The 22,616-nt window shown below is 54.7% G+C and carries 25 protein-coding genes; 20 read left to right on the forward strand and 5 right to left on the reverse strand.

The window, feature by feature from the left end; translation table 11 throughout:
* Position 1 precedes the first annotated feature (1 nt).
* From BJF95_RS11840 to BJF95_RS11890, 11 genes are read left to right on the forward strand one after another with little or no spacing between them, the layout of a single operon-like run.
* Positions 2 to 433, forward strand: coding sequence for a GNAT family N-acetyltransferase (locus BJF95_RS11840; RefSeq protein ID WP_075639666.1), 432 nt, complete (start codon positions 2 to 4; stop codon positions 431 to 433).
* A gap of 12 nt (positions 434 to 445) precedes the next feature.
* On the forward strand, positions 446 to 3,211 hold the full coding sequence (locus tag BJF95_RS11845) for a phage tail protein (protein WP_075639667.1): 2,766 nt from the start codon (positions 446 to 448) through the stop codon (positions 3,209 to 3,211).
* A complete protein-coding gene (locus BJF95_RS11850; RefSeq protein WP_075639668.1) occupies positions 3,208 to 4,719 on the forward strand; it encodes a hypothetical protein in 1,512 nt (503 codons plus the stop codon). The genes BJF95_RS11845 and BJF95_RS11850 overlap by 4 nt, the downstream gene beginning before the upstream one ends.
* Before the next feature lie 44 nt (positions 4,720 to 4,763).
* Positions 4,764 to 4,943, forward strand: a complete 180-nt coding sequence (locus tag BJF95_RS11855; RefSeq protein WP_075639669.1) for a hypothetical protein — start codon at positions 4,764 to 4,766, stop codon at positions 4,941 to 4,943.
* Positions 4,927 to 6,252, forward strand: a complete 1,326-nt coding sequence (locus tag BJF95_RS11860) for a gp53-like domain-containing protein (RefSeq protein ID WP_075639670.1) — start codon at positions 4,927 to 4,929, stop codon at positions 6,250 to 6,252. The genes BJF95_RS11855 and BJF95_RS11860 overlap by 17 nt, the downstream gene beginning before the upstream one ends.
* A 2-nt stretch (positions 6,253 to 6,254) precedes the next feature.
* Positions 6,255 to 6,821, forward strand: coding sequence for a DUF4376 domain-containing protein (locus BJF95_RS11865; protein WP_075639671.1), 567 nt, complete (start codon positions 6,255 to 6,257; stop codon positions 6,819 to 6,821).
* Positions 6,822 to 6,864: 43 nt separating this feature from the next.
* Positions 6,865 to 7,422: a lysozyme family protein gene (locus tag BJF95_RS11870; RefSeq protein ID WP_075640301.1), complete on the forward strand. Its 558-nt coding sequence runs from the start codon at positions 6,865 to 6,867 to the stop codon at positions 7,420 to 7,422.
* On the forward strand, positions 7,419 to 7,649 hold the full coding sequence (locus BJF95_RS11875) for a hypothetical protein (protein WP_075639672.1): 231 nt from the start codon (positions 7,419 to 7,421) through the stop codon (positions 7,647 to 7,649). Before BJF95_RS11870 ends, BJF95_RS11875 begins: the two co-directional genes overlap by 4 nt.
* Positions 7,646 to 8,080: a hypothetical protein gene (locus tag BJF95_RS11880; protein WP_075639673.1), complete on the forward strand. Its 435-nt coding sequence runs from the start codon at positions 7,646 to 7,648 to the stop codon at positions 8,078 to 8,080. Before BJF95_RS11875 ends, BJF95_RS11880 begins: the two co-directional genes overlap by 4 nt.
* 46 nt (positions 8,081 to 8,126) lie before the next feature.
* Positions 8,127 to 8,288 carry a hypothetical protein gene (locus BJF95_RS24065; RefSeq protein ID WP_175577246.1) on the forward strand — a complete coding sequence of 54 codons (162 nt, stop codon included), beginning with the start codon at positions 8,127 to 8,129 and terminating at the stop codon, positions 8,286 to 8,288.
* Complete coding sequence (locus BJF95_RS11890; RefSeq protein WP_075639675.1) at positions 8,272 to 8,643, forward strand: DUF1515 family protein; 372 nt, start codon at positions 8,272 to 8,274, stop codon at positions 8,641 to 8,643. The genes BJF95_RS24065 and BJF95_RS11890 overlap by 17 nt, the downstream gene beginning before the upstream one ends.
* 47 nt (positions 8,644 to 8,690) lie before the next feature.
* Here BJF95_RS11890 and BJF95_RS11895 read toward each other — a convergent pair whose 3' ends face one another.
* From BJF95_RS11895 to BJF95_RS11920, 4 genes are all read right to left on the reverse strand, one after another.
* The gene (locus BJF95_RS11895; RefSeq protein WP_139317475.1) at positions 8,691 to 8,936 is read right to left on the reverse strand and encodes a hypothetical protein; all 246 of its coding nucleotides are present in this window, start codon (positions 8,934 to 8,936) and stop codon (positions 8,691 to 8,693) included.
* A 74-nt stretch (positions 8,937 to 9,010) separates the two neighbouring features.
* On the reverse strand, positions 9,011 to 9,649 hold the full coding sequence (locus BJF95_RS11900; protein ID WP_075640302.1) for an acyl-homoserine-lactone synthase: 639 nt from the start codon (positions 9,647 to 9,649) through the stop codon (positions 9,011 to 9,013).
* Positions 9,650 to 9,728: 79 nt separating this feature from the next.
* The gene (locus tag BJF95_RS11905; protein WP_175577247.1) at positions 9,729 to 10,463 is read right to left on the reverse strand and encodes a LuxR family transcriptional regulator; all 735 of its coding nucleotides are present in this window, start codon (positions 10,461 to 10,463) and stop codon (positions 9,729 to 9,731) included.
* Between the two features lie 1,082 nt (positions 10,464 to 11,545).
* The gene (locus BJF95_RS11920) at positions 11,546 to 11,758 is read right to left on the reverse strand and encodes a hypothetical protein (protein WP_075639680.1); all 213 of its coding nucleotides are present in this window, start codon (positions 11,756 to 11,758) and stop codon (positions 11,546 to 11,548) included.
* A gap of 271 nt (positions 11,759 to 12,029) precedes the next feature.
* Between BJF95_RS11920 and BJF95_RS11925 the strand changes: the two genes are divergently transcribed.
* The 6 genes from BJF95_RS11925 to BJF95_RS11945 all read left to right on the forward strand — a co-directional run bounded on the left by BJF95_RS11925 (position 12,030) and on the right by BJF95_RS11945 (position 18,732).
* Positions 12,030 to 13,208 (forward strand): phosphoserine transaminase, encoded by a 1,179-nt coding sequence (locus BJF95_RS11925; RefSeq protein ID WP_075639681.1) that lies wholly within the window; start codon positions 12,030 to 12,032, stop codon positions 13,206 to 13,208.
* 83 nt (positions 13,209 to 13,291) lie between these two features.
* A complete protein-coding gene (gene serA / locus BJF95_RS11930; protein ID WP_075639682.1) occupies positions 13,292 to 14,887 on the forward strand; it encodes a phosphoglycerate dehydrogenase in 1,596 nt (531 codons plus the stop codon).
* A 227-nt stretch (positions 14,888 to 15,114) separates the two neighbouring features.
* Positions 15,115 to 16,530, forward strand: coding sequence for a cytochrome ubiquinol oxidase subunit I (locus BJF95_RS11935; protein ID WP_083638797.1), 1,416 nt, complete (start codon positions 15,115 to 15,117; stop codon positions 16,528 to 16,530).
* Positions 16,520 to 17,524 carry a cytochrome d ubiquinol oxidase subunit II gene (gene cydB, locus BJF95_RS11940; protein ID WP_075639684.1) on the forward strand — a complete coding sequence of 335 codons (1,005 nt, stop codon included), beginning with the start codon at positions 16,520 to 16,522 and terminating at the stop codon, positions 17,522 to 17,524. Before BJF95_RS11935 ends, cydB begins: the two co-directional genes overlap by 11 nt.
* Positions 17,524 to 17,643 (forward strand): DUF2474 domain-containing protein, encoded by a 120-nt coding sequence (locus tag BJF95_RS23845; RefSeq protein ID WP_139317476.1) that lies wholly within the window; start codon positions 17,524 to 17,526, stop codon positions 17,641 to 17,643. The genes cydB and BJF95_RS23845 overlap by 1 nt, the downstream gene beginning before the upstream one ends.
* Positions 17,644 to 17,748: 105 nt before the next feature.
* Positions 17,749 to 18,732 (forward strand): Tim44 domain-containing protein, encoded by a 984-nt coding sequence (locus BJF95_RS11945; protein ID WP_075639685.1) that lies wholly within the window; start codon positions 17,749 to 17,751, stop codon positions 18,730 to 18,732.
* 127 nt (positions 18,733 to 18,859) lie between these two features.
* Here BJF95_RS11945 and BJF95_RS11950 read toward each other — a convergent pair whose 3' ends face one another.
* The gene (locus BJF95_RS11950) at positions 18,860 to 19,813 is read right to left on the reverse strand and encodes a sugar-binding transcriptional regulator (RefSeq protein ID WP_075640303.1); all 954 of its coding nucleotides are present in this window, start codon (positions 19,811 to 19,813) and stop codon (positions 18,860 to 18,862) included.
* 131 nt (positions 19,814 to 19,944) lie between these two features.
* Here BJF95_RS11950 and ung point away from each other — a divergent pair, with 131 nt between their 5' ends.
* From ung to BJF95_RS11965, 3 genes are read left to right on the forward strand one after another with little or no spacing between them, the layout of a single operon-like run.
* Complete coding sequence (gene ung, locus BJF95_RS11955) at positions 19,945 to 20,646, forward strand: uracil-DNA glycosylase (RefSeq protein ID WP_075639686.1); 702 nt, start codon at positions 19,945 to 19,947, stop codon at positions 20,644 to 20,646.
* Positions 20,647 to 20,705: 59 nt separating this feature from the next.
* On the forward strand, positions 20,706 to 22,133 hold the full coding sequence (locus BJF95_RS11960; RefSeq protein ID WP_075639687.1) for an aldehyde dehydrogenase family protein: 1,428 nt from the start codon (positions 20,706 to 20,708) through the stop codon (positions 22,131 to 22,133).
* A gap of 5 nt (positions 22,134 to 22,138) precedes the next feature.
* On the forward strand, positions 22,139 to 22,528 hold the full coding sequence (locus tag BJF95_RS11965) for a RidA family protein (RefSeq protein WP_075639688.1): 390 nt from the start codon (positions 22,139 to 22,141) through the stop codon (positions 22,526 to 22,528).
* Positions 22,529 to 22,616 lie beyond the last annotated feature (88 nt).

Below are 22,616 nucleotides of genomic sequence, written 5' to 3' on the forward strand. Positions count from 1 at the left end.
CATGATCAGACATGCTGTTTTTGATGATCGCTTTGCGGTCATTGCGCTGTTGCGCGAAAGCCATGCAGCGGCGGGCTATGGGTTCGCGTTTGAGGCATCACGGGCCGATGCGCTGTTTCGCCTGCATCTGGAAAGCCCCATGGCTTGCGTGTTGCTGTTGGAGCGGCAAGGGGTTGTAGCGGGCGTGCTGATGGCCTCGGTCTATGACCATCCGTTCGGGGCTGGGTTGATGGCTAAGGAAACGGTGTGGTATATCGCGCCCCATGCCCGTGGGCGCGGTGGGCCTGCCATGCTGGACGCCTATGAGGCGTGGGCGGTTAAGCTTGGCTGCACATCGATTGGCATGGCAGCGCTTGCCAGCAATGATGTGTCCAAACTCTATCAGCGGCGTGGTTATGCCGCCGTTGAAACGCACTTTATCAAGTCAATCTGACGGTATCCCAACATGGCTATTTTTTCCGGCATCGCCGCACTGGTCACCAGTGCGGTGGGTGCGATCTCGACCTTTGTGGGTGGCTTGGGCATTATCGGCTCAACCTTGCTGCGGGCCGCTGTTGGCGTGGGTTTGAGCCTGCTGGCCAAGGCGGTTGCGGGCAAAGGCAATCCGACGGATTCGGCATCCTTTGCGGTCAGTGGCCAGTTGCAGGCGGGCGGCACGGTGTCGCGCTCGATCATTCTGGGCATGACCGCCACAGCGGGATCGCTGGTCTATGCCAACACATGGGGCAATGAGGGCAACACGCCCAACGCTTACGCCAGCCAAGTGATTGCTGTGGCCGATGCGCCAATCAAGTCGCTGCTGGCTGTTATCGTCAATGGCGTTGCCTGTGAGTTGGATTTTGGTCGCTATCATGGCGACTTCGGCTGGCCGGTTAAAGAATACCGCAAGGATGGTGCCGATTACCTTTGGATCAAGTTTTATGATGGTAATCAGACACAAGCCGATGGCTTTCTGGTCAACCGTGTCTCCAGCGCTGCGCGGCCTTATCAAAGCACACGGGTGGGCTATGGCGTTGCCTATGTGATCGCCACCTCACGGGTTAATCAAGAGCTGTTTTCCGGCTTTCCATCGTTCAAGTTCGTGCTGGATGGCATGCGGCTTTATGATCCGTCTGCTGATAGCTCGGTGGGTGGCAATGGTGGCCAGCGCTGGAATGATCCCGCCACATGGGGCGGTGATGGCGACCGCTTGCCGGTGGTGCAGCTCTATAACGTTATGCGGGGTATCCGCTGGAATGGGCAATGGCTGTATGGCCTGCAAACGGTCTCGGAGCGGCGCTTGCCCGCCAGCCATTGGATTTCCCAGATTGGCAAATGCCGGGCCTTGATTGACGGGCCGGATGGCAAAGAGGCCACCTATCGTTCGGGTGCCGAGGTGGGTGTGAATGCTGCAATTCAGGATGCGGTCAACGCCATCCTGACCGCCTGTAACGGGCGTCTATCCGAGATTGGCGGCACCTATAAGCCTTATGTGGGTGCGCCGGGAAATGCTGTCTATCAGTTTTCGGATGCGGATATTCTCTCAACAGAAGAGCAGACGTTTACGCCCTTCTTTGGCCTGTCTGATACCATCAACGGCATATCGGCCTCCTATCCATCCATTGATGATGCATGGTCGATGACAGAGGCACCGCCTGTTTACAACAGCGGCTTTGAGGTGGAAGACGGCGGGCGGCGGCTGTTGGCCGATGTCAGCCTCGATTTTGTGCCCTTTAAGGGCCAAGTCCAGCGGCTGATGCAATCGGCGCTGAAAGAAGCGCGGCGGGCAAGGCGGCACACCATTTCCATGCCGCCCGCGTTTTGGGTGCTGGAGCCGGGCGATGTGGTGGCGTGGGCAAGCGCCCGCAACGGCTATAACCAAAAGCTGTTTCGCGTGGATGGTGTTCTCGATCAGCCCAACCTTGATGTGGTGCTTGATCTCACGGAAGTTGATCCAAGCGATTATAACTGGAACCAAGCCACCGATTACCGTGTGCCGGTGTCGGGCAGTATCGCAACAGAGCGGCCACCCGTTCAACCGATGTATGGTTGGCAGGCGGTGCCCGCCACGATTTATGATGATCAAGGCCGTGCACGGCGTCCATCCATCAAGGTCAGCTGTGATGCGGGTCAGGATGATGTACGCAATGTTCGCATTCAGGTGCGGCAAGTGGCATTGCAAAACCTTGTCTTTGATAGTGACGCCACGCCTTACGCGGCACCTTTTGAGTGGGTTTTGAATGGCACATTCATTTCAGCCACGCGGTTTCAGGTGCGCGGCAAGTTTGTGCCTTACTCCAACCGCGCCACCGATTGGTCCGATTGGATTGATGTGACCACGCCTGATGTGCGGTTTCTGGCGGGGGCCGATTATGATCCATACGAGGGGCTGATTGGCTTTGATAATCTTGAGGGTGACTTAGGGCAATATCAGGATTGGCTCGGTGCTGGTCTGCGCGATGTGCAAACCACGATTGCCGAGCTGGATGCGCGTATTGCCGACCTCGACCTGGGCGGCGCTGTTGTGCGTGATCAGCTGCGCCAGCAGATCCGGGCAACCGCTGATCAGGTCACGGCTGATTACACCCATCAAGTGGATGTTTTGGCCTCTGCGGATGCGGCGATTGTGAACAGCGTGACCGCGTTGACCTCCACCTTCAACGCGCAAACGGCAAGCTTTACCTCGCAAATCAGCACGCTTGCAGCCGCTGACACGGCCATGACAAGCCGGGTCGATACGCTCACCGCCACCTTGACCGATACGCGCACCGGCTTGCAGGCAACGTCCACGGCTGTTTCCAGCCTGCAAACCAAAGTCACCAGCGTTGACGGCAAGGTGACGGCGGTGGCCTCGGCCCTGACCTCGCTATCAGCCGCATCATCCAGCGGCGATGTGAACAGCGCCAATTTCCGCATGTCGGTGATGAGCGGCCCTGCTGGCTATTCGCGCATCGGGGCAGAAGCCCGCCAAGGCGGGGCGGGCGATTTCCGCTCTGCCGCCTGGTATCTGGACGTTCCCAACGATGCCAGCCTGCCAACCCGGTTTTTGGTGGAAGCGGGTCAATTCATTGTCGTCGCGGGCGGCAATTACAACAATCCGTTTGTCGTGGATGGCACGGCGGTGCGCATGAACGTTGCCAACATTGGCACGGTCACGGCGGGCGTTATGCAAAGCTCAAACGGCAAAATGGTGATCAACCTGACAGCAGGAACGATTGTGATTTCGTCATGACCAAAACACTTATTGGCCTCGACTATACCGGCACGGCTTGCGTTAAAATCACCAAGGGTTCCTATGATCCCGTGACCACGCCGGATGGTGATATTGCCAAGTTTCTCTATTCGTCAAAATGGGCGGCAGATTGCAAGATTGCCGCCCTGTTTCGCGGCCTGCCGCAAGGGGCGGGTTACTATCCATCACCGCAAAACTGGAATTATTACATCTCTTATGGCCACCCGCCACCAGCGGGCGAAACCACGTTTGATTTCAACATCATTCAAAAGAGCTATTTTCCTGATCTGCTCTATGATTACCCGCTGCACATCATCAAGTCCTATGATCAAAACGGCTATGACATTACCGCACGGGTTTGGAGTTTTGTGCTGAACGCTGGTTATGCTCAAACCTATGTTTGGCAGACCGCAAACGGATCATCCAACAACGTGGGCTGGGTTAGCCCCGGCTCGACCTTTGGGGTGCTGGCTGCGGGCGGGGCATGGACCACGGTAACAGCCACGCAAACGGCCATTGCGTCCAATATGGATTTGAGCGGATCATCCCAGATCACCATGGCGGTGTTTAACTTGCCCGGTGATGAAGCGCCCATTCAAAATGGCGATGAGCGGGCACCTGTGGCAGGCCAGCCGCAAATCATCATCAATTCCAGCACGCTCAAAGTGAGCAAGCCGGGCTTTGATGTGAACACCGCCACCGGCACGCAAGTGGCGTTTGACAGTGCCAACATGCCAAGCAAGATCATTGCCGCCAATGATATCTATGTGCCAAGCGGCACAAGCTATTATGAGACGGGCTTTTATCTGAGCTTGGAAACGCTGGTTGATTGCCATTTCTACGATGGCAGCGTGATCTATTATCCGCGCTCGATTGCCAAAGGTGCCATTCCGGTGGTCTATCGCAAGAACGGCACGACAATTGAATTCGTCAATTCAGGCGCACCATGCCGGGCACGATTTATGGTCTATGCCTCTGGCAAGACAGATCAAACCTATGGCCAAAACGATGTGTTGCGGCAATTTACCGATGGCGGCGGCAACAATGTCGTGCAGTTCTTAAGGCCCGGTTGCGGTCCTAATCCGAGCTTTTCCGATATTGTCATCGATAGCCGTTGGCCTGTCGTGAAGATCGTCAAACAGGGCTATTTCAATGTGCCGGATGGGGCGGCGGAATCAACCATATCCTATGACGCAAACGGCATGTTCGTGTTTGTGCGCTGGTGCAGCTTGCACGGCGGCGGCAGCAACGGCAATGGCGTGAACCGCTGGACGTGGAGCAAGTTTGTGCGCCCGCCCGAATTTACCCTATGGGCGGTTGATAACGGCGCTTTCAATGTGGGCGGCAACACCACGATTTGCCGCTACGACAACACATCGGCCACGTTTTACAGCTATCGCGGCCTGCCCAAATACCAGACCTACACCAGCTCAAGACCGACAACGGCCTATGACACGGCCCCGATTATCGGCATCCGCTACTACGTCTTTGGCGTGGCGATGCCCTGATAACGCCTGACGGCAACCCTTCCCATTTTCGAAAGAGTGTTTCCATGAACATCCATCCCGATGTCGCATATGCAGAGCTGTGCGCTGAGAACAAATATCTAAAAGGCCGCAATCTGGCGCTGGCGCAAACGCTGCATGAAATCGCCAGCGAGCGCGACCAATTGCGTGCCGAGCTGGACGCATTGACCAAATTAAAGGAGGCGGATGATGGCGCTGCTGAGTGATTACACTGCTGGCACCGTGACCATTGCCGCCAACGGCACAGCAGTCACCGGATCGGGCACGGCCTGGCTGGCGGCTGGCTTTGGTGAGGGGGATTTGCTGATCGCCAACGGCTATTTTGGCCTTGTTGGATCGGTGCAAAGCAACACGGCTCTAACGCTTTCCCAGCCTTGGCGCGGCGGTGCGCTGAGTGGTGCGGGCTATCGTCTACGCTATCAGGGCGATGGATCGCGGATCTCGGCGCAGGCGCGGCAATTGGTTGAGCTGCTGGGCGGCTCTGGCAATCTTGAGGCTCTTGGCAAGCTTGCCGCTGGTGCAAATCAACTGGCGTATTTCAACGGGGCGGGGCAGATGGCCGCAACGCCTTTGACCGCCTTTGCGAGGACGTTGCTGGATGATGCGGATGCATCCACCGCATTGTCGACCTTGGGTGTCTCCAGTTTCGCCAAGACCCTGCTGGATGATGGCGATGCGGCGACGATGCGCGCAACGTTGGGTGCGCAAGCAGCACTCGGATTTACCCCTGTTCAGCAAGGCGGAACCGCGCAAAGTGGCGGCAACAAGATTTATCTGGGCTGGGGTCTCGACGCCTCGCTCAAACTGAGAGTTGATAACGTAGAGTTTGGTTCGGTATGGCCCATAAGGGCGGCGTTCAACGTCAACCGCGCTGGCGACACCATCACCGGCGATTTGATCGTTAATGGCGGCTTGTCAACTCGCAGTCCGCTTGAAGTTGGGACTGGATCGAACGCAAGTTACATTCGTATGATTGATGTCGATGAAGGCACACGTTACCTTCATAACAATAGCAGTAGCATCGGCTTTCTTGGCAGCACAGACAGCTGGATCATGAGGGTCTTTGATGATGGCACGATCAATGCATTAAATCCGGCCAACGGTGCATCTGGTTATTTGTATTCCAATGGTAATGTTGCAGGCAGCATATGGGCCGCCTGGGGTGCCACAGACGCTTACAGCGCCATTAACGCAAAAATCGCCAGTCTGATTTCCGGATCGCTGGCGACCTCTGGATATACCAAGCTGCAAAACGGATTGATCATCCAGTGGGGCAGGGCAAACACTTCAACGGCTGCAAATGTCACATTGGCCTTTCCAATTGCGTTTCCAAACGCGGTCTATTCGGTGGTCGCTACCAACCTTGTGACCATACCGGATAACAACACCTTCTATGCCGTTTCCATTGATGACCCGCAACGCGGCAGCTTCAACGCCCGTGGTCGATATCTCAGCAATGGCGGCGGCTTAGGCGCAGCACAACTCGATTTTAGCTACATCGCGATTGGACGCTAACCATGAAACTCGCACAATTTAACGCGGATGGATTGCCGCTTGCCTTCTATGACAGCGAGATAAACGCCGATGCCTTGCCGCAGGATGCCATTGAGATCACAGATGATCAATGGCTGGAGCTGATCAGCCACCAAGGCCGCAGGCGCTTTCAAGATGGGGAGGTGGTCGAATATCAGCCTCCAGCGCCTGCACTGACCGGGGCAGATGTTGACCGTGAACGGGATCGCCGCATTGACGCGGGCTTTGTGTTCGATGGTGTCTTTTATCAATCCGATGAGGGATCACGCGAAAACATTGCCGGCGCAAAATCGGCGGCAACGGATGCCATCGCCCTGGGTGCTTCATCGGGTGACTTTGGCTGGCAACGCTTGCTCGATCCCGATGCTGCGGAAACCTTCAAATGGATCGCCACCGACAACAGCCTGCACCCGATGGATGCGCAAACGGTTGTTCGGTTTGGCTATGCCGCCATGGCCCATAAGCAGGATATGATTTTCAAGGCCCGCGCCCTCAAGGCCATGGACCCGATACCGGCAGATTTTGCCAGTAACGACGCCTATTGGGCGTGACGTCTAAACCCTAGCGGCAATTTTCAAAACAAGGATGAATACAATGGATCGTGCGAAATTCTTCGCAGGCCTGCGCAGCGCGTTGTTTGGCGGCAGGCTCACCCAAGGCCAAGTTGATGGCATCAACGCCATTCTGGATGGATGGCAGGCAAGCCAGATGACGGATCTGCGCTGGTTGGCCTATATGCTGGCCACCGCATACCATGAAACCGCCAGAACCATGCAGCCGGTTGCAGAATATGGCAAAGGCAAAGGCCGGAAATACGGTGTGAAAGGCAAGTACGGCCAAGTGCCCTATGGGCGCGGCTATGTGCAGCTGACGTGGGATGTGAACTATGAGAAGGCAGATCGCGAGCTTGGGCTTGGCGGTGCGCTTCTCGATAATTTTGATCTCGCGCTTGATCAGGATTTGGCCTCGAAAATCATGTTCCTCGGCATGGAAGAGGGCTGGTTTACCGGTAAAAGCCTTGGTGACTATTTCAGCGGGCAGAAGGCCGATTGGCTGAATGCCCGGCGCATTATCAACGGCATGGATCGCGCCAAAGACATTGCCGCCTATGGCCGCAAGTTCCACTCCCTCTTGCTGGAGGCCGGGGCATGAACACCAACCTCTTGCACAATCTCATCAACACGCTGATTACTGCCATCCCAGCGCTGGCGCTGTTTGACTGGACGCCGTTCTTTAGCGAGGCAACGTCCTTGAAGATCGTCGGGGTGCTTGGCCTTGGCAAGATCATGATCAACGCAGTGCGCGACGGGCCGGGCGGCATGGTGCGGCCACAGCCACCGGTGGAACCACCGCCATCACCAGACGGCGGTCCACAATGATGGACATTATCAAAATACCGGCTGCGATGGTGGCGGGCATGGCAATAGCGGCTCTTGCCCTTGTTGTCTTTTATGATGGCATCAGTCTGCCATATTTTGGACAGGTCATAGATGGTCGTTTGCAGAATGCCGTTGAGGCGGCAAAAGCGGGCTTGGTAGCGCAAGCCGACCTGGACGCGGCCAATGCCAAATTGGCCGCCATGACCCTGCGGGCACAGCAGGCTGAAGCACTGGCCGAACAGGCCCGCGCTACTGGCGAAAAAATCACGGAAAAAGAAGGGCAGGGCGATGATGCGCTTAAGGCATCTGTTGCGGCTGATCATCGCGGCGATGGCGCTCGGTGGTCTGCCTCTGATATTAACTGGCTGTGTAACGAGCGCCGACGCCTCGGCATCATTGGCGCGTGCGGCGGCGGCCAAAGCGGTCGCTGAAATGCCGGTGGCGTTGCCGCCATGGCCTGATTGGTGTCGGCGGCATATGCGCCGGATTGTGCCAGTGTCTGGCGGATCGGCGGCGCATGATCAACTTGGCTGGGAGGTTAGCGCCTCTCAGCAAGATGCCCGCACCGATGCTTGTGCCGAAATCTACGACAAGCGACGGGCGGAATATGGGGGTGGCGGGCATGGCACCGGAAATTGATGTGGGTGTGCATCGCCAGCTCGGTGAGCTGGTTGCCGGACTGCGGGGGCTAAAAGATGACATACAGGAAATCAGGGACGCGCAACTGCGTGCTGATGATAGATCAACACAAAGCCGCGCTGTGGTTCATCGGCGGATGGATGAACTGGTTTCCAATGTTGGAACGCTGGAGCGGCACATAACCAGCATACAGGCCGATGTGGCTGACATGAAGCCCGTAACCAATGATGTAAAGCGCTGGAAGCTCATCGGCATAGGTGCCTTGGGCATGATTGGCATCGGCGGGATTGCGCTGGGTGTATCCTTTGCGGATGTGCTTAAGCGGGTCGGCGCGCTGCTGATTGGCCGTATTTAACCCCAAATAGACTAGGCCGGAAGATTGCTCTTCCGGCCTTTTTTTGTCTAGGCTTCCTCGTCTTCAGACAGTTGTTCCGATCCGAGTCCCATGATGTCTTCTAGTTCATGGCCAGCCATAGAAATCAGGTAAGACATCATGCCTAAACCCATTTTATTGGATAGTTCAATGGCACATTCGAGCGTGTAGCGTAGCTGCAATAAGTTCGCGTCGCTTGGTGCCTCGCGTGTCATACCTGTCTGGTTTTGAAGCGTCGGCATTGGCATATGTTTGTATTCTTCAGGTGTTCCCATGTTTCGCCCGCCCAATCAAATTGCGATAAGTGGTCAAGTGACTTCCGTCACCAATTGGTTTTTCGAAGGGATGTTTACGCCGCGGCATTTGGAAGGTGCTGCACTTCCGCAATCACAGGAAAATTCATTCCTGCGGGGGACGCAATGTCATTCCACAGATCTTGCGAAATTTCGAAAAGTCCGGCGTAGGTCATAACCCGCCCGATCCGGACAGGCTTTCCGATCGTGTCTGCTGGGCAGTTCGACGAGCGAAAGATGCGGGCCATTCTGGCATCGAATACAGACACAATGTGTGTCAGGCCAGCTATTAGGCCTACCTCCACTAGCCCACAAAGAAGCTCAGTTGTGACTCTGTTAATTCGCGACGCGCCGCTACCAGCTAGATCAGGATCGATGCAAAATCGTGAGCTCTCCCAGATAAGCGGGCTTTCAACTACCAATCCGTCCGGCAACAGCACTGAAAAAACATCGCGGAGCATATTCGGTCCAGTTGTTGCCAAAAGTCTTACTGCACCTTCCAGTTTTCCAGTTTGCGGATTTACTGACAGGAGGTAGAGCGGATCCGCCTCATCGAATACATCTACTTCACGACCATTGAAGACGTTGACGTCCCACTGAAGTCTTTCATGAAATACCCGTGCACGTAGAACATGCATTTCATCGATAAGGGCGTTGAACTTCGCCCGATTTTTAGATTCTACAACATAAAGCATATGATCCCCCATCGTTAAGAGGGGGGAAATCTAATCTGCAATTTCAAGGTGAAATACCCGGTGAATACACCGGGTATTTTCACATCAAGATTATGTTATGGTTTAGCGCTTTAACGACTGCATGGGTGATATTTGTTGCATCAAGTTTTGCTCGGGCGAGATCGAGGTAAAAGCGTACTGTCTTCTCGGTTATCCCTAAAATCATTGCAGTTTCCCAGTCCGTTTTGCCGGATGCTTTCCATTTCAGACATTCGATTTCTCTGGGGGCGAGTTTTGGAGCGGGTCTCTTCTCAGCTTGTGCTGATGACATTACGAGATTGTGCACATGGTAAGCCAACATCTGCAGATCGCGTTTCAGGAATTCCTGGTCTTTTTTCCATTCTTTCGCAGAAGAATCACTCGTGATCGTAAATAGTGCGCGATCACCAGCCATACCCCTGACAGAAAATGTCACTCCACTCCTGCCAACACCGAATTCAGCAGCTTCTCCAAAAAAGGTTTTCAACTTCGTGTTTTTCGCGCCGCCCGCGTTCCATTCCACTGGCAGCAAATTGGAGAAGCCCTCTTTGATGACGGGATCAATCGCCACATAATTTTGTGCTTTGTAGTGTTCAATCCATTTTAGAGAATAAGTTACAGCCAAAAATGGCTCATTCAGATTTGAAATTGGAACATTCATCCCAAAATAGGCTATGGTTTTTAGCGCGTAGCTCGAACGTATAAATTCAATAATGTCCGAGTGGTTCTCTTTTATCTTATCGTCGTTCAATTTTTCCATTATCTGAAGATACGATTTATAAAAATAAGAACTCACGGAAATCTCCATTCCATCATTACAAAGTTTGAGATTGAGACATGTGTAAATTCATTGAAATTCAAAAGAAAAAACGTCTCAATCTCCGTCTGTTATCGATGGAGATGTATTTTATTATAATGGAATAGCAACTTTTCAAAATACATAGTATTCGATATGACTGAAAAAAGTCGCACACTTGTCGCGATTTAAAACAGTTCTAATTTCTGACAATGCAGAAAAGTCTCTTTTCAGCTCAGAGGGCTTTATAGAGTTCAATGCGCGATGTGTATGCTAAGTTGCCGGATATTCTACATGCAATCTTACTGTCAATGGAAAAAGATGCAATCGACAACAATTTAAGGTGTATCCAGCCTGATAATGATGACATTGCCTCATCTACGAGAGACGGTCTCGATCTGGTAAGAACTTTCTCACAGATTAGAGACCCGATCATGCGTGAAATCGTCATAGAATTTGTCAAAAAAATTGCAAAAAAGTGAATGAGCTTATTTTGTATATTATAATTTTTATTCTATTAAAATAAATATGAATACACATTCATTATTGTCGAATAAAAATTCAATGAAATTAAAATTATAATAAAAAATAAAAGAATTATATTTTTGGTCAAAGGGCTTCCTCTGCGAATATAGATGAAATTTCAGACGTCGATGATTTTTAGACGTGGCCCAATTGCATGTTTTATAGTGCGCACAAGCGACTTTATTGATTGTTTCGTCTGTTGTGAAGGTGGTTTCCGGTGCGCTGAAAAGCCTGGGCGAGCATAGCTGGGCTAATCCCTTTTTGCTCGACCAAGCACAAAGCTGTTCTTTTCGATATTGCCGCATCGGACACAGCGCAGCAGCGGCTCCATTGGTATGATTGGCTTGAGTTTTCCGAATTTACCTTGCAGTTTCCAGCGGTCCAATAACGACACATGCCCGCACCTGGCGCATTTGCCGCCAAGCAAATACCACTGTGGTAGGTCTGCGAACGTGGCAGAATGGTCGCGCTCTGGCACGATGAAGACTGGTTCTCTTGGTGGCAAATTGTCGTTGTTGCCGCCTGTCAGGTCTATGCCCCGACGATGCCGCATGTCATCACCGCTCTATGTTTGGCATCCAGCCGCGTGTGTATCCTTTTCCCATTGCGGTAACGGCAATGGATAGCTGTGTTTGTAAATGCTCAATTTCATCCAGCAGGATTTCAACAGCGGCCACGGCATCGCCGCCATGGGTTTGGATGATGTAGGCCGCAATTTCGTTGGGTTCTGCGGGCGCTTCTTGGCACACGTTCTCGTCCTCGTATTTCATAGCCATGCCTCTCATATTTGATATTTGTTCTCAAAATGTTCTCATTTTGAAAGAGAGTCAAGACGGCTCTCAGGCCGGAACGAATCAGCACTCTTTGTGTCAGATTTTGTGTCAGTGTCACTCGCTTGTTTCTGGTGTGTTCCCACAAGGTTCTGCATGAAATTACGAGGCGTTTGATTTTTTTCTTGCGTGGGCAAAGGGTTTTCATTATAGACGACGGCGGGACACCTCTCCCCAACGAGAGGCCATATACCTGGAAGGGTAGTTTGCTATGGTTGATATTACCGCACCGAATCTGCGTCCAAACAATACGCATTTTTCTTCTGGTCCATGCTCGAAGCGCCCCGGTTGGGCACTTGATGCACTCAGCGATGCTCCGCTCGGTCGTTCGCACCGCGCCAAGGTTGGCAAAGACAAGCTGAAGTTGGCCATTGATCTCACACGTGAAATTCTGAACGTTCCTGCCGATTACCGCATTGGTATCGTTCCCGCATCCGACACTGGCGCTGTTGAAATGGCGCTCTGGTCCTTGCTGGGTGAGCGCGGCGTGGACATGCTGTCCTGGGAAAGCTTTGGCGCTGGCTGGGTGACCGATGTGGTCAAGCAACTCAAGCTTGCTGATGTTCGCAAGTTCAATGCCGATTATGGCCTGCTGCCAAACCTCGCAGACGTTGATTTCGACCGCGACGTGGTCTTCACCTGGAACGGCACCACCTCTGGCGTTCGCGTTCCCAATGCTGATTTCATCCCGGCTGACCGCAAGGGTCTGACCATTTGCGATGCCACATCTGCTGCCTTTGCGCAGGACATGGATTTCGCAAAGCTCGACGTTGTCACCTTCTCCTGGCAGAAGGTTCTGGGCGGCGAGGGCGGTCATGGCATGTTGATCCTTTCCCCACGGGCTGTTGCGCGTCTGGAGTCTTACGCACCGGCCTGGCCGCTGCCAAAGATTTTCCGCCTCACCTCTGGCGGCAAGCTGATTGAAGGCATCTTCAAGGGCGAAACCATCAATACGCCTTCGATGCTCTGCGTCGAGGACTATCTTGATGCGCTCAACTGGGCCAAGTCGCTCGGCGGTCTGGATGCACTGATTGCCCGTGCCGATGCCAATGCCAAGGTGATCTTTGATTTCGTCGCTGCCAATGATTGGATTGCCAATCTTGCTCAGGTTGACGAGACCCGCTCCAACACATCGGTGTGCCTGACCATTGCCGACCCTGAGGTTCTGGCGCTGCCCGCAGACGAACAGGCCGCTTTTGCCAAGGGCATTGCAACGCTGTTGGAAAAGCAGGGCGTGGCTTATGATATCGGTGCTTACCGCGATGCGCCGGCTGGCCTGCGCATCTGGGCTGGTGCCACCATTGAGACAGCCGACATGCAGGCGTTGATGCCTTGGTTGACCTGGGCTTACCAGACGCAGAAGGCAACGCTTGCCAAGGCTGCTGCCTAAATAGTTTTACGGTTCCGCCGCAGGGCGGAACCTTCTTCCCCATTCCTGATCGTTACAAACGAACTCTTATCGGAGGCCTCGTCATGGCACCTCGCGTTCTCGTATCTGATGAATTGTCAGAAACCGCCGTCCAGATTTTCCGCGATCGCGGCGTTGAAGTGGATTTCCAGCCGCAGCTCGGCAAGGATAAAGACAAACTGGCCGAAATCATCGGCAATTACGATGGTCTGGCCATTCGTTCGGCCACCAAGGCCACGGAAAAGCTGATTGCTGCTGCCACCAACCTGAAAGTGATTGGCCGTGCGGGTATCGGCGTTGATAACGTTGATATTCCGGCCGCCTCGCGCCGCGGTATCATTGTGATGAACACGCCGTTTGGCAATTCCATCACCACGGCTGAACACGCCATTGCGCTGATGTTCGCCGTTGCCCGTCAGCTGCCTGCTGCTGATGCCTCCACACAGGCTGGCAAGTGGGAAAAGTCGAAGTTCATGGGTGTTGAAATCACCGGCAAGGTGCTGGGTGTGATCGGTGCCGGTAACATTGGCGGCATCGTTTGCAAGAAGGCCATTGGCCTTGGCATGCATGTCATCGCCTATGACCCCTTCCTGTCCAACGAGCGCGCCCAGGAAATGGGTGTGAAGAAGGTTGAACTGGATGAGTTGCTGGCTCAAGCTGACTTCATCACCCTGCACGTCCCAATGACCGACAAGACCCGCGGCATTCTGGGCAAGGAAAACCTCGCCAAGACCAAGCCCGGCGTGCGCATCATCAACTGCGCCCGTGGTGGTCTGGTGGATGAAGCAGCACTTGCCGAAGCCATCAAGTCTGGCCATGTGGCCGGTGCCGGTTTTGATGTGTTTGAAGTGGAGCCCGCCAAGGAAAGCCCGCTGTTTGGCCTGCCAAACGTGGTCTGCACCCCGCATTTGGGCGCATCCACCACCGAAGCACAGGAAAATGTGGCGCTTCAGGTGGCAGAACAGATGTCGGATTATCTGGTCAAGGGTGCCGTTTCCAACGCCATCAACATGCCTTCGATCACCGCTGAAGAAGCGCCAATCCTCAAGCCATTCATCAAGCTGGCTGACGTGTTGGGTGCCTTTGTTGGTCAGGTCACAGAAGGCCCGATCAAGCAGATCGAAATCCTCTATGATGGCCAGACGGCCACCATGAACACCAAGGCCCTCAGCTCTGCGCTGCTGGCTGGCCTGATCCGTTCTCAGGTGTCGGATGTCAACATGGTGTCGGCTCCGATCATGATCAAGGAAAAGGGCATTGTGCTCTCTGAGGTCAAGCGCGACAAGACCGGCGTTTATGACGGCTACATCAAGCTGACCGTGACGACCGAAAAGCAGACGCGCTCGATTGCCGGTACCGTGTTCTCGGATGGCAAGCCACGCTTCATCCAGATCAAGGGTATCAACCTCGACGCCGATGTTGGTCAGCACATGATCTACATCTCCAACACCGACGTTCCCGGCATGATCGGCTTCATGGGCACCACGCTCGGCAACGCTGGCGTCAACATCGCCAACTTCCAGCTGGGACGTGAAAAGGAATCGGGCGATGCGATTGCACTGCTCTATGTCGACGGCCCTGTCGATCAGGCCGTGTTGGATCAGCTGACGGCCAATGCGGCCATCAAGCAGGCCAAGCTTTTGACCTTTGCGGTCGAATAAGATCTGTTTGATCGAATTGTGATGACAGGCAACCCGGCGAGCGAAAGCTTTGCCGGGTTTTTCGTCTGTGCTTCACAGTTTGATAACTGTCAAATTGACGCATGGCGGCTTGTCGCATTGTTTCTTGGTGGTATGGCTCTAGGTTATGCTAATATGTTCAGACCACGGTGTTATCGTGGTTCCGGGTATGACGTGTAACGCTCCATGTGAGCGCAGGAGACGCTGCCATGTTCGACAATTTTGATGCTGTGTTGCTTGCAAGAGCGCAATTTGCTTTCACTGTGTCATTCCATATCATTTTTCCTGCTTTTTCCATTGGGCTGGCAAGCTATCTGGCGGTCTTGAATGGCCTGTATCTCTGGACCAAAAAAGAAGTCTATTACGAGTTGTTCAACTTCTGGAAGACAATCTTCGCTGTGGCCTTCGGCATGGGCGTGGTGTCGGGCATCGTCATGGCCTATCAGTTTGGCACCAATTGGAGCGTGTTTTCCGATAAAGCCGGACCGGTGATTGGCCCGCTGATGGGCTATGAGGTGATGACGGCCTTTTTTCTGGAGGCAGGCTTCCTTGGCGTCATGCTGTTTGGTCGCGCGCGGGTCGGGCCTGTGCTGCATTTCTTTGCCACCTTCATGGTCGCGGTCGGCACGCTGATTTCGGCTACATGGATTTTGGCCGTGAACTCCTGGATGCAGACGCCTGCGGGTTTTGGCATGAATGACAAGGGCCAGTTTATTCCGCTGGATTGGTGGGCGGTGATTTTCAATCCGTCTTTCCCCTATCGTCTGGTGCATATGGTGCTGGCGGCTTACCTCACTACAGCTCTTGTGGTGGGCGGCGTAGGTGCCTGGCATCTGCTGCGCAAAACGGCTCCGCGGCGGGCCGGAAAAATGTTCTCGATGGCCATGGGCATGGTGGCCATTGTGGCACCCATTCAGATTTTTGCAGGCGACGCCCATGGTCTGAATACGCTGGAGCATCAGCCGGTGAAAATCATGGCCATGGAAGGCCATTTTGACAGCCACCCCGATGGTGCGCCGTTGATCCTGTTTGGCATTCCCGATCAGCAAAACCAGCGGGTGGATTATGCAGTTCAGATTCCAAAGCTTTCCAGCTTGATTTTGAAACATGATCTGAATGCGCCAATGGCTGGCCTGGATACGGTGCCGCGGGAGCTTCAGCCGCCGGTTGCCGTGGTGTTCTGGTCGTTCCGCATCATGGTCGGGCTGGGCTTTGCCATGCTGGGGCTGGGGTTGTTCAGCCTATGGACGCGCTATAGGGGCACGCTCACCACCAATGTCTGGCTGCATCGGCTTGCCGTTGCCATGGGGCCTGCGGGTTTTGTGGCCGTGCTGGCGGGCTGGGTGACCACAGAAGTCGGCCGCCAACCCTATACGGTCTATGGTCATCTGCTCACATCGCAATCGCATTCAGCCATTGAAGCGCCTGCGGTGGCAACCTCGCTGATCCTGTTCATCATTGTCTATTTCTTCGTCTTCGGCTCTGGCACGTTCTATCTGCTGCGGCTGATGGCGCGCCTGCCGCGCGACCCGACGCCGGAAATCGGCGATGCGCCCATCCGCACAGCGGGTATTGTGCCCGGTGTTGCCAGCCCTCATCGCGACGGAGGCCACCATGGTCATTGATTACGCATTCATTTGGGCCGCCATTATTGCCTTTGCCATTCTCGCCTATGTCATTCTCGATGGCTTTGATCTGGGGGTCGGCATTCTGTTTCCGGCTTTCAAGGACAAGCACGACCGCGACCAGATGATGAATTCGGTTGCCCCCGTATGGGACGGCAACGAAACATGGCTGGTGCTGGGTGGTGGCGGTCTTCTGGCGGTGTTTCCGCTGGCCTATGCCACCATTCTTCCCGCGCTGTATATGCCGATTATCTTGATGCTGATCGGGCTGATTTTTCGTGGCGTGGCCTTTGAATATCGCTGGCGCACGCACCGTTGGCGGGGTGTGTGGGATGTGGCCTTTGCCGGTGGCTCGATTGTGGCGGCGCTGATGCAGGGCATTGCGCTTGGCGCTTTGGTGCAGGGCATTCCGGTGGTCAATCGCGCCTATGCCGGCGGCTGGTGGGATTGGCTCACGCCCTTTTCCATCGGCACGGGTGTGGCGCTGGTGATCGGTTATGGGCTTTTGGGGGCTACATGGCTGGTGTTTAAAACCGTGGGGCCTCTCAGGCTTCGCGCCCAGCAATTTGCCATGTCGGCAGCAGTGCTGACCGTGTTGGCCATGGGGGTTTTCAGCCTGTGGACACCCTGGTTGAAGCCGCATTATCTGGATCGCTGGTTTGGCTTTCCCACCTTGATTTTCAGTGTGATCGTGCCGGTTCTGGTGCTGGTTTGCCTCTATCTGATTTTCAAGGGCCTGCGCGATAATCAGGACTGGTTGCCGTTTGTGGCCTCGCTTGCCCTGTTTACACTGGGTTTTGCCGGTATCGGTATCAGCTTCTACCCCTATATGGTGCCGACAGCCTTGACGATCTGGGATGCGGCAGCGCCAGACAGCAGCCTGAAATTCCTACTTGTGGGTGCCGTTGTTCTTGTCCCGATCATTTTGTTGTACACGGGCTATGCCTACTGGGTATTCAGAGGCAAGATTAATCCAGAAGAGGGCTATCATTGATGACTGAGCAGCGGAGTTTGGCGCAAAAACTGGTTTGGTTTGCGATTTTCTGGTTGGTGGGTGTGGGCATTGTCGGTGCCGTTGCGGCATCAATCCGGCTGGTTTTGATGACAAATTGAGAGAAACATCAAAATAATTTGATCGTTGCTCTAAAAATGCATGCGTGGCGTTGCCATATGGAAAGCGGAGGCCAATTTAGGGCCGGGATGAACATAGAGGGTGGTATGCAGAGAGCTTTAAAAGCATTGGGCATTGTGATGATCGGCTTGGCGGTGACAGTGACATCGGCCGATTTCGCCGAGGCACGCAAAGCCGGAGGCTTCAGCAGCTTTGGCAGCCGAGGCAGCAAAACCTATAGCGCGCCTGCAACCACCAACACCGCCCCCACAACGGCGGCTCCTATTCAACGCAGCATGACACCTAATACCGCCCAACCCGGTGCCATGGGCCAAGCCGCACAGGCGGCACCCAAGCGCGGCCTGTTTGGCGGCATGGCCGGCGGCCTCATGGGTGGCCTGTTGATGGGTGGCCTGTTTGGCATGTTGCTGGGCGGTGGCTTTGGTGGCATTTCCGGCATGTTTGGCATGCTCTTCCAAATCCTGCTGATTGGCGGCGCGATTATGCTGGCCATGCGGTTTTTTGGCCGCAATCGCACCGCGCAAGCGCAGGCTTATTCCGGATCAGACAATCGCACCGCCCATTCGGGTGATGCACCGCAGCCATCCGCAAATCAGGGCTTTGGTGGTTTCTCCATTCCCAAGATTGGCGGTTCTGCCCAGCCCGCTGCCGTATCCGGCAGCGACGAGGTTGGCATTACGCCAAAAGATCAGGAAACCTTTGAGGAATTGCTGAAAGAAATGCAGCATGCCTATGCCGCTGAGGATTATTCCGCCCTTCGCCGGATTACCACGCCGGAAGCCATGTCTTATCTGGCCGAAGAGCTGGGCGAGAATGCCACCAAGGGCGTCAAGAACGACGTGCGCGATGTAAAACTCTTGCAGGGCGATCTGTCTGAGGCATGGCGCGAAGGCAATGTGGATTATGCCACCGTTGCCATGCGCTATGAAGCCATCGACGTGATGCGTGACCGCACAAGTGGCAAGGTGGTTGAGGGCGATCCTGACCATCCACAGGAATCGGTTGAGGTCTGGACATTTATTCGCAGACCCGCAACAGGCTGGAGCATCTCAGCTATTCAGTCTGCTTGATCAGCGACAGCTTGCGATACGAACAATGAGAGCCTCCGGTCTTTGGGCCGGAGGTTTTTTCGTCTAAAATTCTTTGTTTGAGTTTGTCTTTTCGGGAAAACCGACTTCCACTTTTCCCTGACAAATTTTAGTGGCTCAAGAGAAACTTTGCCGCGTCTTCATCGGTGATCAGCGCGTTGATGTGGCCGCCGACCACGGCGGCGCGAATGGCGGCATGTTTGCGTTTGCCGCGCGCCATGCCAATCACGGTCGAGGTTTGGCGTGAGGGAATGTCCATACTGGCCACCCGCTCATTGACGGGGTCTGCCAGCAATTGGCCTTTTTCGTCAAAAATCCAGCCGCAGATTTCGCCGGTGGCACCAGAATCCAGCAAGGCCTGCATCTCGGTGTGTTTCAAAAAGCCGTCTTGCAGCAGCGGCGCATTCAGCGTCATCTCACCAATGCCGACAAAGGTGACATTCGATTGCTGACCAAGCGCGATGGTGGGAGCCACCAGCGGCTGACGACGCAGCAGGTCGCGCTCCTCCTTTGAGGAGACAATGACCGGCAGCGGCATGGGAAAATGCGGCGCTTTCACTGCATCGGCCATGGAAAAGATAACGTTGAAATAGGCGGCCGAGCCGTCCGGGCTGATATTGCCGGTCAAGGATACAATCTTGTGCTGCGGACACTCCATGGCAGACAATTGGTCAATCATGGCGCGCAGCGTGCGGCCCGTGCCCATGGCAATAATCAGCGGTTCTGGCTGTTTCAGCCAGCGTTCCAGCTCTGCCGCCCCGGCTTCGGCAATGCCGGTGGTGGTGGCATCCGAGCCGGGATCGGTGGGCACCACCTCGACTTGGCTGAGGCCGAATTTTTTCTGCACGGCATCGGCCAGTTCCAGACAAACGGCAATGGGGTGATCGAGCCGCACTTTCACCAGCTTTTCCGCCACGGCCAGTGACACCAGCCGCTGGGCGCTCTGGCGGGAGATATTCATGGCAGCCGCGATTTCGTCTTGCGTGCGACCGGCCACATAATAGAGCCAGCCCGCGCGGGCGGCGTCATCCAGTCTTGCGTTCGAGCTTGCTTTTCTTGCCATCATCATCTCCCGGCCTTGAGGTAGACCCGAAGTTTCGTCTCTGTCAATGCAGGTTATCGGTGTCAGGTCTTGAGTTTGGTTCCCTTTGCCCGCTATGCATGGTGACACAGACAATGCAGTGGGAGCATCACATGGCACAATCTACACCGCAACTGGAAGAGAGTTGGAAATCGGTGGTTGGTGGCGAGTTTGACCAACCCTATATGCGCAGCCTCAAGCAATTTCTGCTGGAGGAAAAACAGGCCGGAAAGCCTATCTTTCCCAAAGGGTCGCAATATTTTCGCGCCATGGATCTGACCCCGGTCGATCAGGTGCGAGTGGTGATTTTGGGCCAAGATCCCTATCATGGCGCGGGCCAGGCCCACGGATTGTGCTTTTCCGTGCAGCCCGGTGTGCGTATTCCGCCGTCATTGGTCAATATCTATAAGGAAATGGAAAGCGATCTGGGCATTCCGCGCGCCAACCATGGCTTTTTGGAGCATTGGGCGCGCCAAGGCGTGTTGCTGCTCAACAGTGTGTTGACGGTGGAAGAGGGCCGCGCTGGCTCCCATCAGGGCAAGGGCTGGGAGCGGTTCACTGACCGCATCATTCACACTGTGGCCGAAGAGCATGAGCATGTGGTGTTTATTCTCTGGGGGGCCTATGCGCAGAAAAAAGCGGCGTTTGTCGATCCAAAGCGTCATCTGGTGCTGAAATCCGTGCATCCATCACCGCTCTCGGCCCACAATGGCTTCTTTGGCTCCAGGCCTTTTTCAAAGACCAATGCCTATTTGCAAAGCCATGGGCTGGCACCGATTGATTGGCAATTGCCGATCACGCCAGACGCAGGTTAGCGCTTGCAGTTTGCCCGCCTTTGCCGATAGTCTGCGTGGATCAAAGCAGGGGAGGTACGATGAGCAATCACCTGAAATTCTTCATTGACGGCGAATGGGTTGACCCGGCAATTCCTGCCACGCTGGATGTTATCGATCCGTCCACCGAGGAAGCCTTTACCGCGATTTCCGTGGGTTCCAAAGCCGATGTCGACAAGGCGGTCGCTGCTGCCAAGCGCGCCTTTGCGACGTTTTCACTCTGGTCGGTGGAAGAGCGCCTGGCGCTGCTTCATCGTATGTTGGTGGAATATAACAAGCGTTTTGACGATATTGCCAAGGCCGTGAGCTTTGAAATGGGTGCGCCCATGTCCTTTGCCTTAGAGGCGCAAGCCTGGGCCGGCCGCGCCCATATGGAAGCCACCATTGCCGGGCTGGAAAATTTCAAATTTTCTGAAAAGCGTGGCGCGACCACGGTTGTCAAAGAGCCGATTGGCGTTTGCGCGCTGATCACCCCATGGAACTGGCCGCTGAACCAGATTGTCTGCAAGGTGGCCCCGGCCATTGCCGCTGGCTGCACCGTGGTGCTCAAACCCTCGGAAATCGCACCCATCAGCGGTATTATCTTTTCCGAAGTGATGGAAGCGGCGGGCGTGCCCAAGGGCGTCTACAACATGGTCAATGGCAATGGCCCGGATGTGGGGCAGGTCATGGCTGGCCATCCAGATGTCGATATGGTGTCGTTCACCGGCTCCACCCGTGCAGGCATTATCGTTGCCAAAACGGCGGCTGACACCGTCAAGCGCGTGGCGCAGGAACTGGGCGGCAAGTCGGCCAATATCGTCCTGCCCGATGCCGATTTCGAGAGTGCCATCCGCAAGGGTGTGCAAGGTTGCTTTGGCAATTCCGGCCAATCGTGCGATGCGCCAACCCGCATGCTGGTGCCTGCCGATCGCCACGATGAAGCACTAGTTTACGCCAAATCGGAAGCCGAAACCTTTGTGGTCGGTGATCCGCGCGCCGACGATACGGTGCTTGGTCCTGTGGTCAGTCAGGTGCAGTTTGACAAGATCCAGCGCTTGATTGAAGCCGGGATTAAAGAGGGGGCAACTTTGGTAACCGGCGGTCTCGGCCGCCCTGAAAATCTCAACCGTGGCTATTACGTGCGCCCCACCATTTTTGGCAATGTGCGCAATGACATGACCATCGCCCGCGAAGAAATTTTTGGTCCTGTGCTGTCGATTTTGCCCTACAAGGACGAAGAAGAAGCGGTCGAAATTGCCAATGATACGGTTTATGGTCTGGCCGCTTATGTGCAGTCAGTCAATATTGAGCATGCCCGTGATGTGGCCAAGAAAATGCGGGCCGGTTCGGTTTATCTCAACTATCCAGAGTGGGATACCTTTGCGCCCTTTGGCGGCTACAAGCAATCCGGCAATGGCCGCGAATATGCTGATTGGGCCATCCATGATTTTGTCGAAATCAAGGGCATTGTTGGCTGGGGCGATTGAAACGCATGAAGCAGGTCTTTAATCCGCCGTCGGTGCGAAAGCCCTTTGGTCAATATAACCACGGCCTGCTTGTGCCGCCGGGGGCTAGCCTGCTGGTCACCTCTGGCCAGCTCGGAATCGGTGCGGATGATGTGATTCCGCCCGATGTCGAAGGGCAGGCGGCCCTTTGCTTTCAAGCCATCGGTGCGATCCTGGAAGAGGCGGGCATGAGCTTTGCCGACGTGATCCGCATCTCGGGCTTTGTCACCAGGCGTGAAGATTTCGCACCCTATATGGCGGTGCGAGATCGCTTTACGCTGGAGCCCAAGCCGGTTTCCACACTGATTATTGTCGGTGGTTTCACCCGCCCGGAATTTCTGGTTGAGGTAGAGGTCACAGCGGCGAAATCTGTTTGATTTTTTGGTGTTGAAAAGGGTGTTCTACTCCCGAAAATAGTAGATGGAGAGAGAAAATCTCCCCGCGACAAATCTGCAATTATCTCTA

This window comes from Rhizobium oryziradicis (assembly GCF_001939045.1).
GTDB lineage: Bacteria > Pseudomonadota > Alphaproteobacteria > Rhizobiales > Rhizobiaceae > Allorhizobium > Allorhizobium oryziradicis.

Coding starts and splice junctions, on each gene's coding strand:
- BJF95_RS11840 (WP_075639666.1), top strand. CDS start 2: ATGATCAGACATGCTGTTTTTGATGATCGCTTTGCGGTCATTGCGCTG.
- BJF95_RS11845 (WP_075639667.1), top strand. CDS start 446: ATGGCTATTTTTTCCGGCATCGCCGCACTGGTCACCAGTGCGGTGGGT.
- BJF95_RS11850 (WP_075639668.1), top strand. CDS start 3,208: ATGACCAAAACACTTATTGGCCTCGACTATACCGGCACGGCTTGCGTT.
- BJF95_RS11855 (WP_075639669.1), top strand. CDS start 4,764: ATGAACATCCATCCCGATGTCGCATATGCAGAGCTGTGCGCTGAGAAC.
- BJF95_RS11860 (WP_075639670.1), top strand. CDS start 4,927: ATGGCGCTGCTGAGTGATTACACTGCTGGCACCGTGACCATTGCCGCC.
- BJF95_RS11865 (WP_075639671.1), top strand. CDS start 6,255: ATGAAACTCGCACAATTTAACGCGGATGGATTGCCGCTTGCCTTCTAT.
- BJF95_RS11870 (WP_075640301.1), top strand. CDS start 6,865: ATGGATCGTGCGAAATTCTTCGCAGGCCTGCGCAGCGCGTTGTTTGGC.
- BJF95_RS11875 (WP_075639672.1), top strand. CDS start 7,419: ATGAACACCAACCTCTTGCACAATCTCATCAACACGCTGATTACTGCC.
- BJF95_RS11880 (WP_075639673.1), top strand. CDS start 7,646: ATGATGGACATTATCAAAATACCGGCTGCGATGGTGGCGGGCATGGCA.
- BJF95_RS24065 (WP_175577246.1), top strand. CDS start 8,127: ATGCGCCGGATTGTGCCAGTGTCTGGCGGATCGGCGGCGCATGATCAA.
- BJF95_RS11890 (WP_075639675.1), top strand. CDS start 8,272: ATGGCACCGGAAATTGATGTGGGTGTGCATCGCCAGCTCGGTGAGCTG.
- BJF95_RS11895 (WP_139317475.1), bottom strand. CDS start 8,936: ATGGGAACACCTGAAGAATACAAACATATGCCAATGCCGACGCTTCAA.
- BJF95_RS11900 (WP_075640302.1), bottom strand. CDS start 9,649: ATGCTTTATGTTGTAGAATCTAAAAATCGGGCGAAGTTCAACGCCCTT.
- BJF95_RS11920 (WP_075639680.1), bottom strand. CDS start 11,758: ATGAAATACGAGGACGAGAACGTGTGCCAAGAAGCGCCCGCAGAACCC.
- BJF95_RS11925 (WP_075639681.1), top strand. CDS start 12,030: ATGGTTGATATTACCGCACCGAATCTGCGTCCAAACAATACGCATTTT.
- serA (WP_075639682.1), top strand. CDS start 13,292: ATGGCACCTCGCGTTCTCGTATCTGATGAATTGTCAGAAACCGCCGTC.
- BJF95_RS11935 (WP_083638797.1), top strand. CDS start 15,115: ATGTTCGACAATTTTGATGCTGTGTTGCTTGCAAGAGCGCAATTTGCT.
- cydB (WP_075639684.1), top strand. CDS start 16,520: ATGGTCATTGATTACGCATTCATTTGGGCCGCCATTATTGCCTTTGCC.
- BJF95_RS23845 (WP_139317476.1), top strand. CDS start 17,524: ATGACTGAGCAGCGGAGTTTGGCGCAAAAACTGGTTTGGTTTGCGATT.
- BJF95_RS11945 (WP_075639685.1), top strand. CDS start 17,749: ATGCAGAGAGCTTTAAAAGCATTGGGCATTGTGATGATCGGCTTGGCG.
- BJF95_RS11950 (WP_075640303.1), bottom strand. CDS start 19,813: ATGGCAAGAAAAGCAAGCTCGAACGCAAGACTGGATGACGCCGCCCGC.
- ung (WP_075639686.1), top strand. CDS start 19,945: ATGGCACAATCTACACCGCAACTGGAAGAGAGTTGGAAATCGGTGGTT.
- BJF95_RS11960 (WP_075639687.1), top strand. CDS start 20,706: ATGAGCAATCACCTGAAATTCTTCATTGACGGCGAATGGGTTGACCCG.
- BJF95_RS11965 (WP_075639688.1), top strand. CDS start 22,139: ATGAAGCAGGTCTTTAATCCGCCGTCGGTGCGAAAGCCCTTTGGTCAA.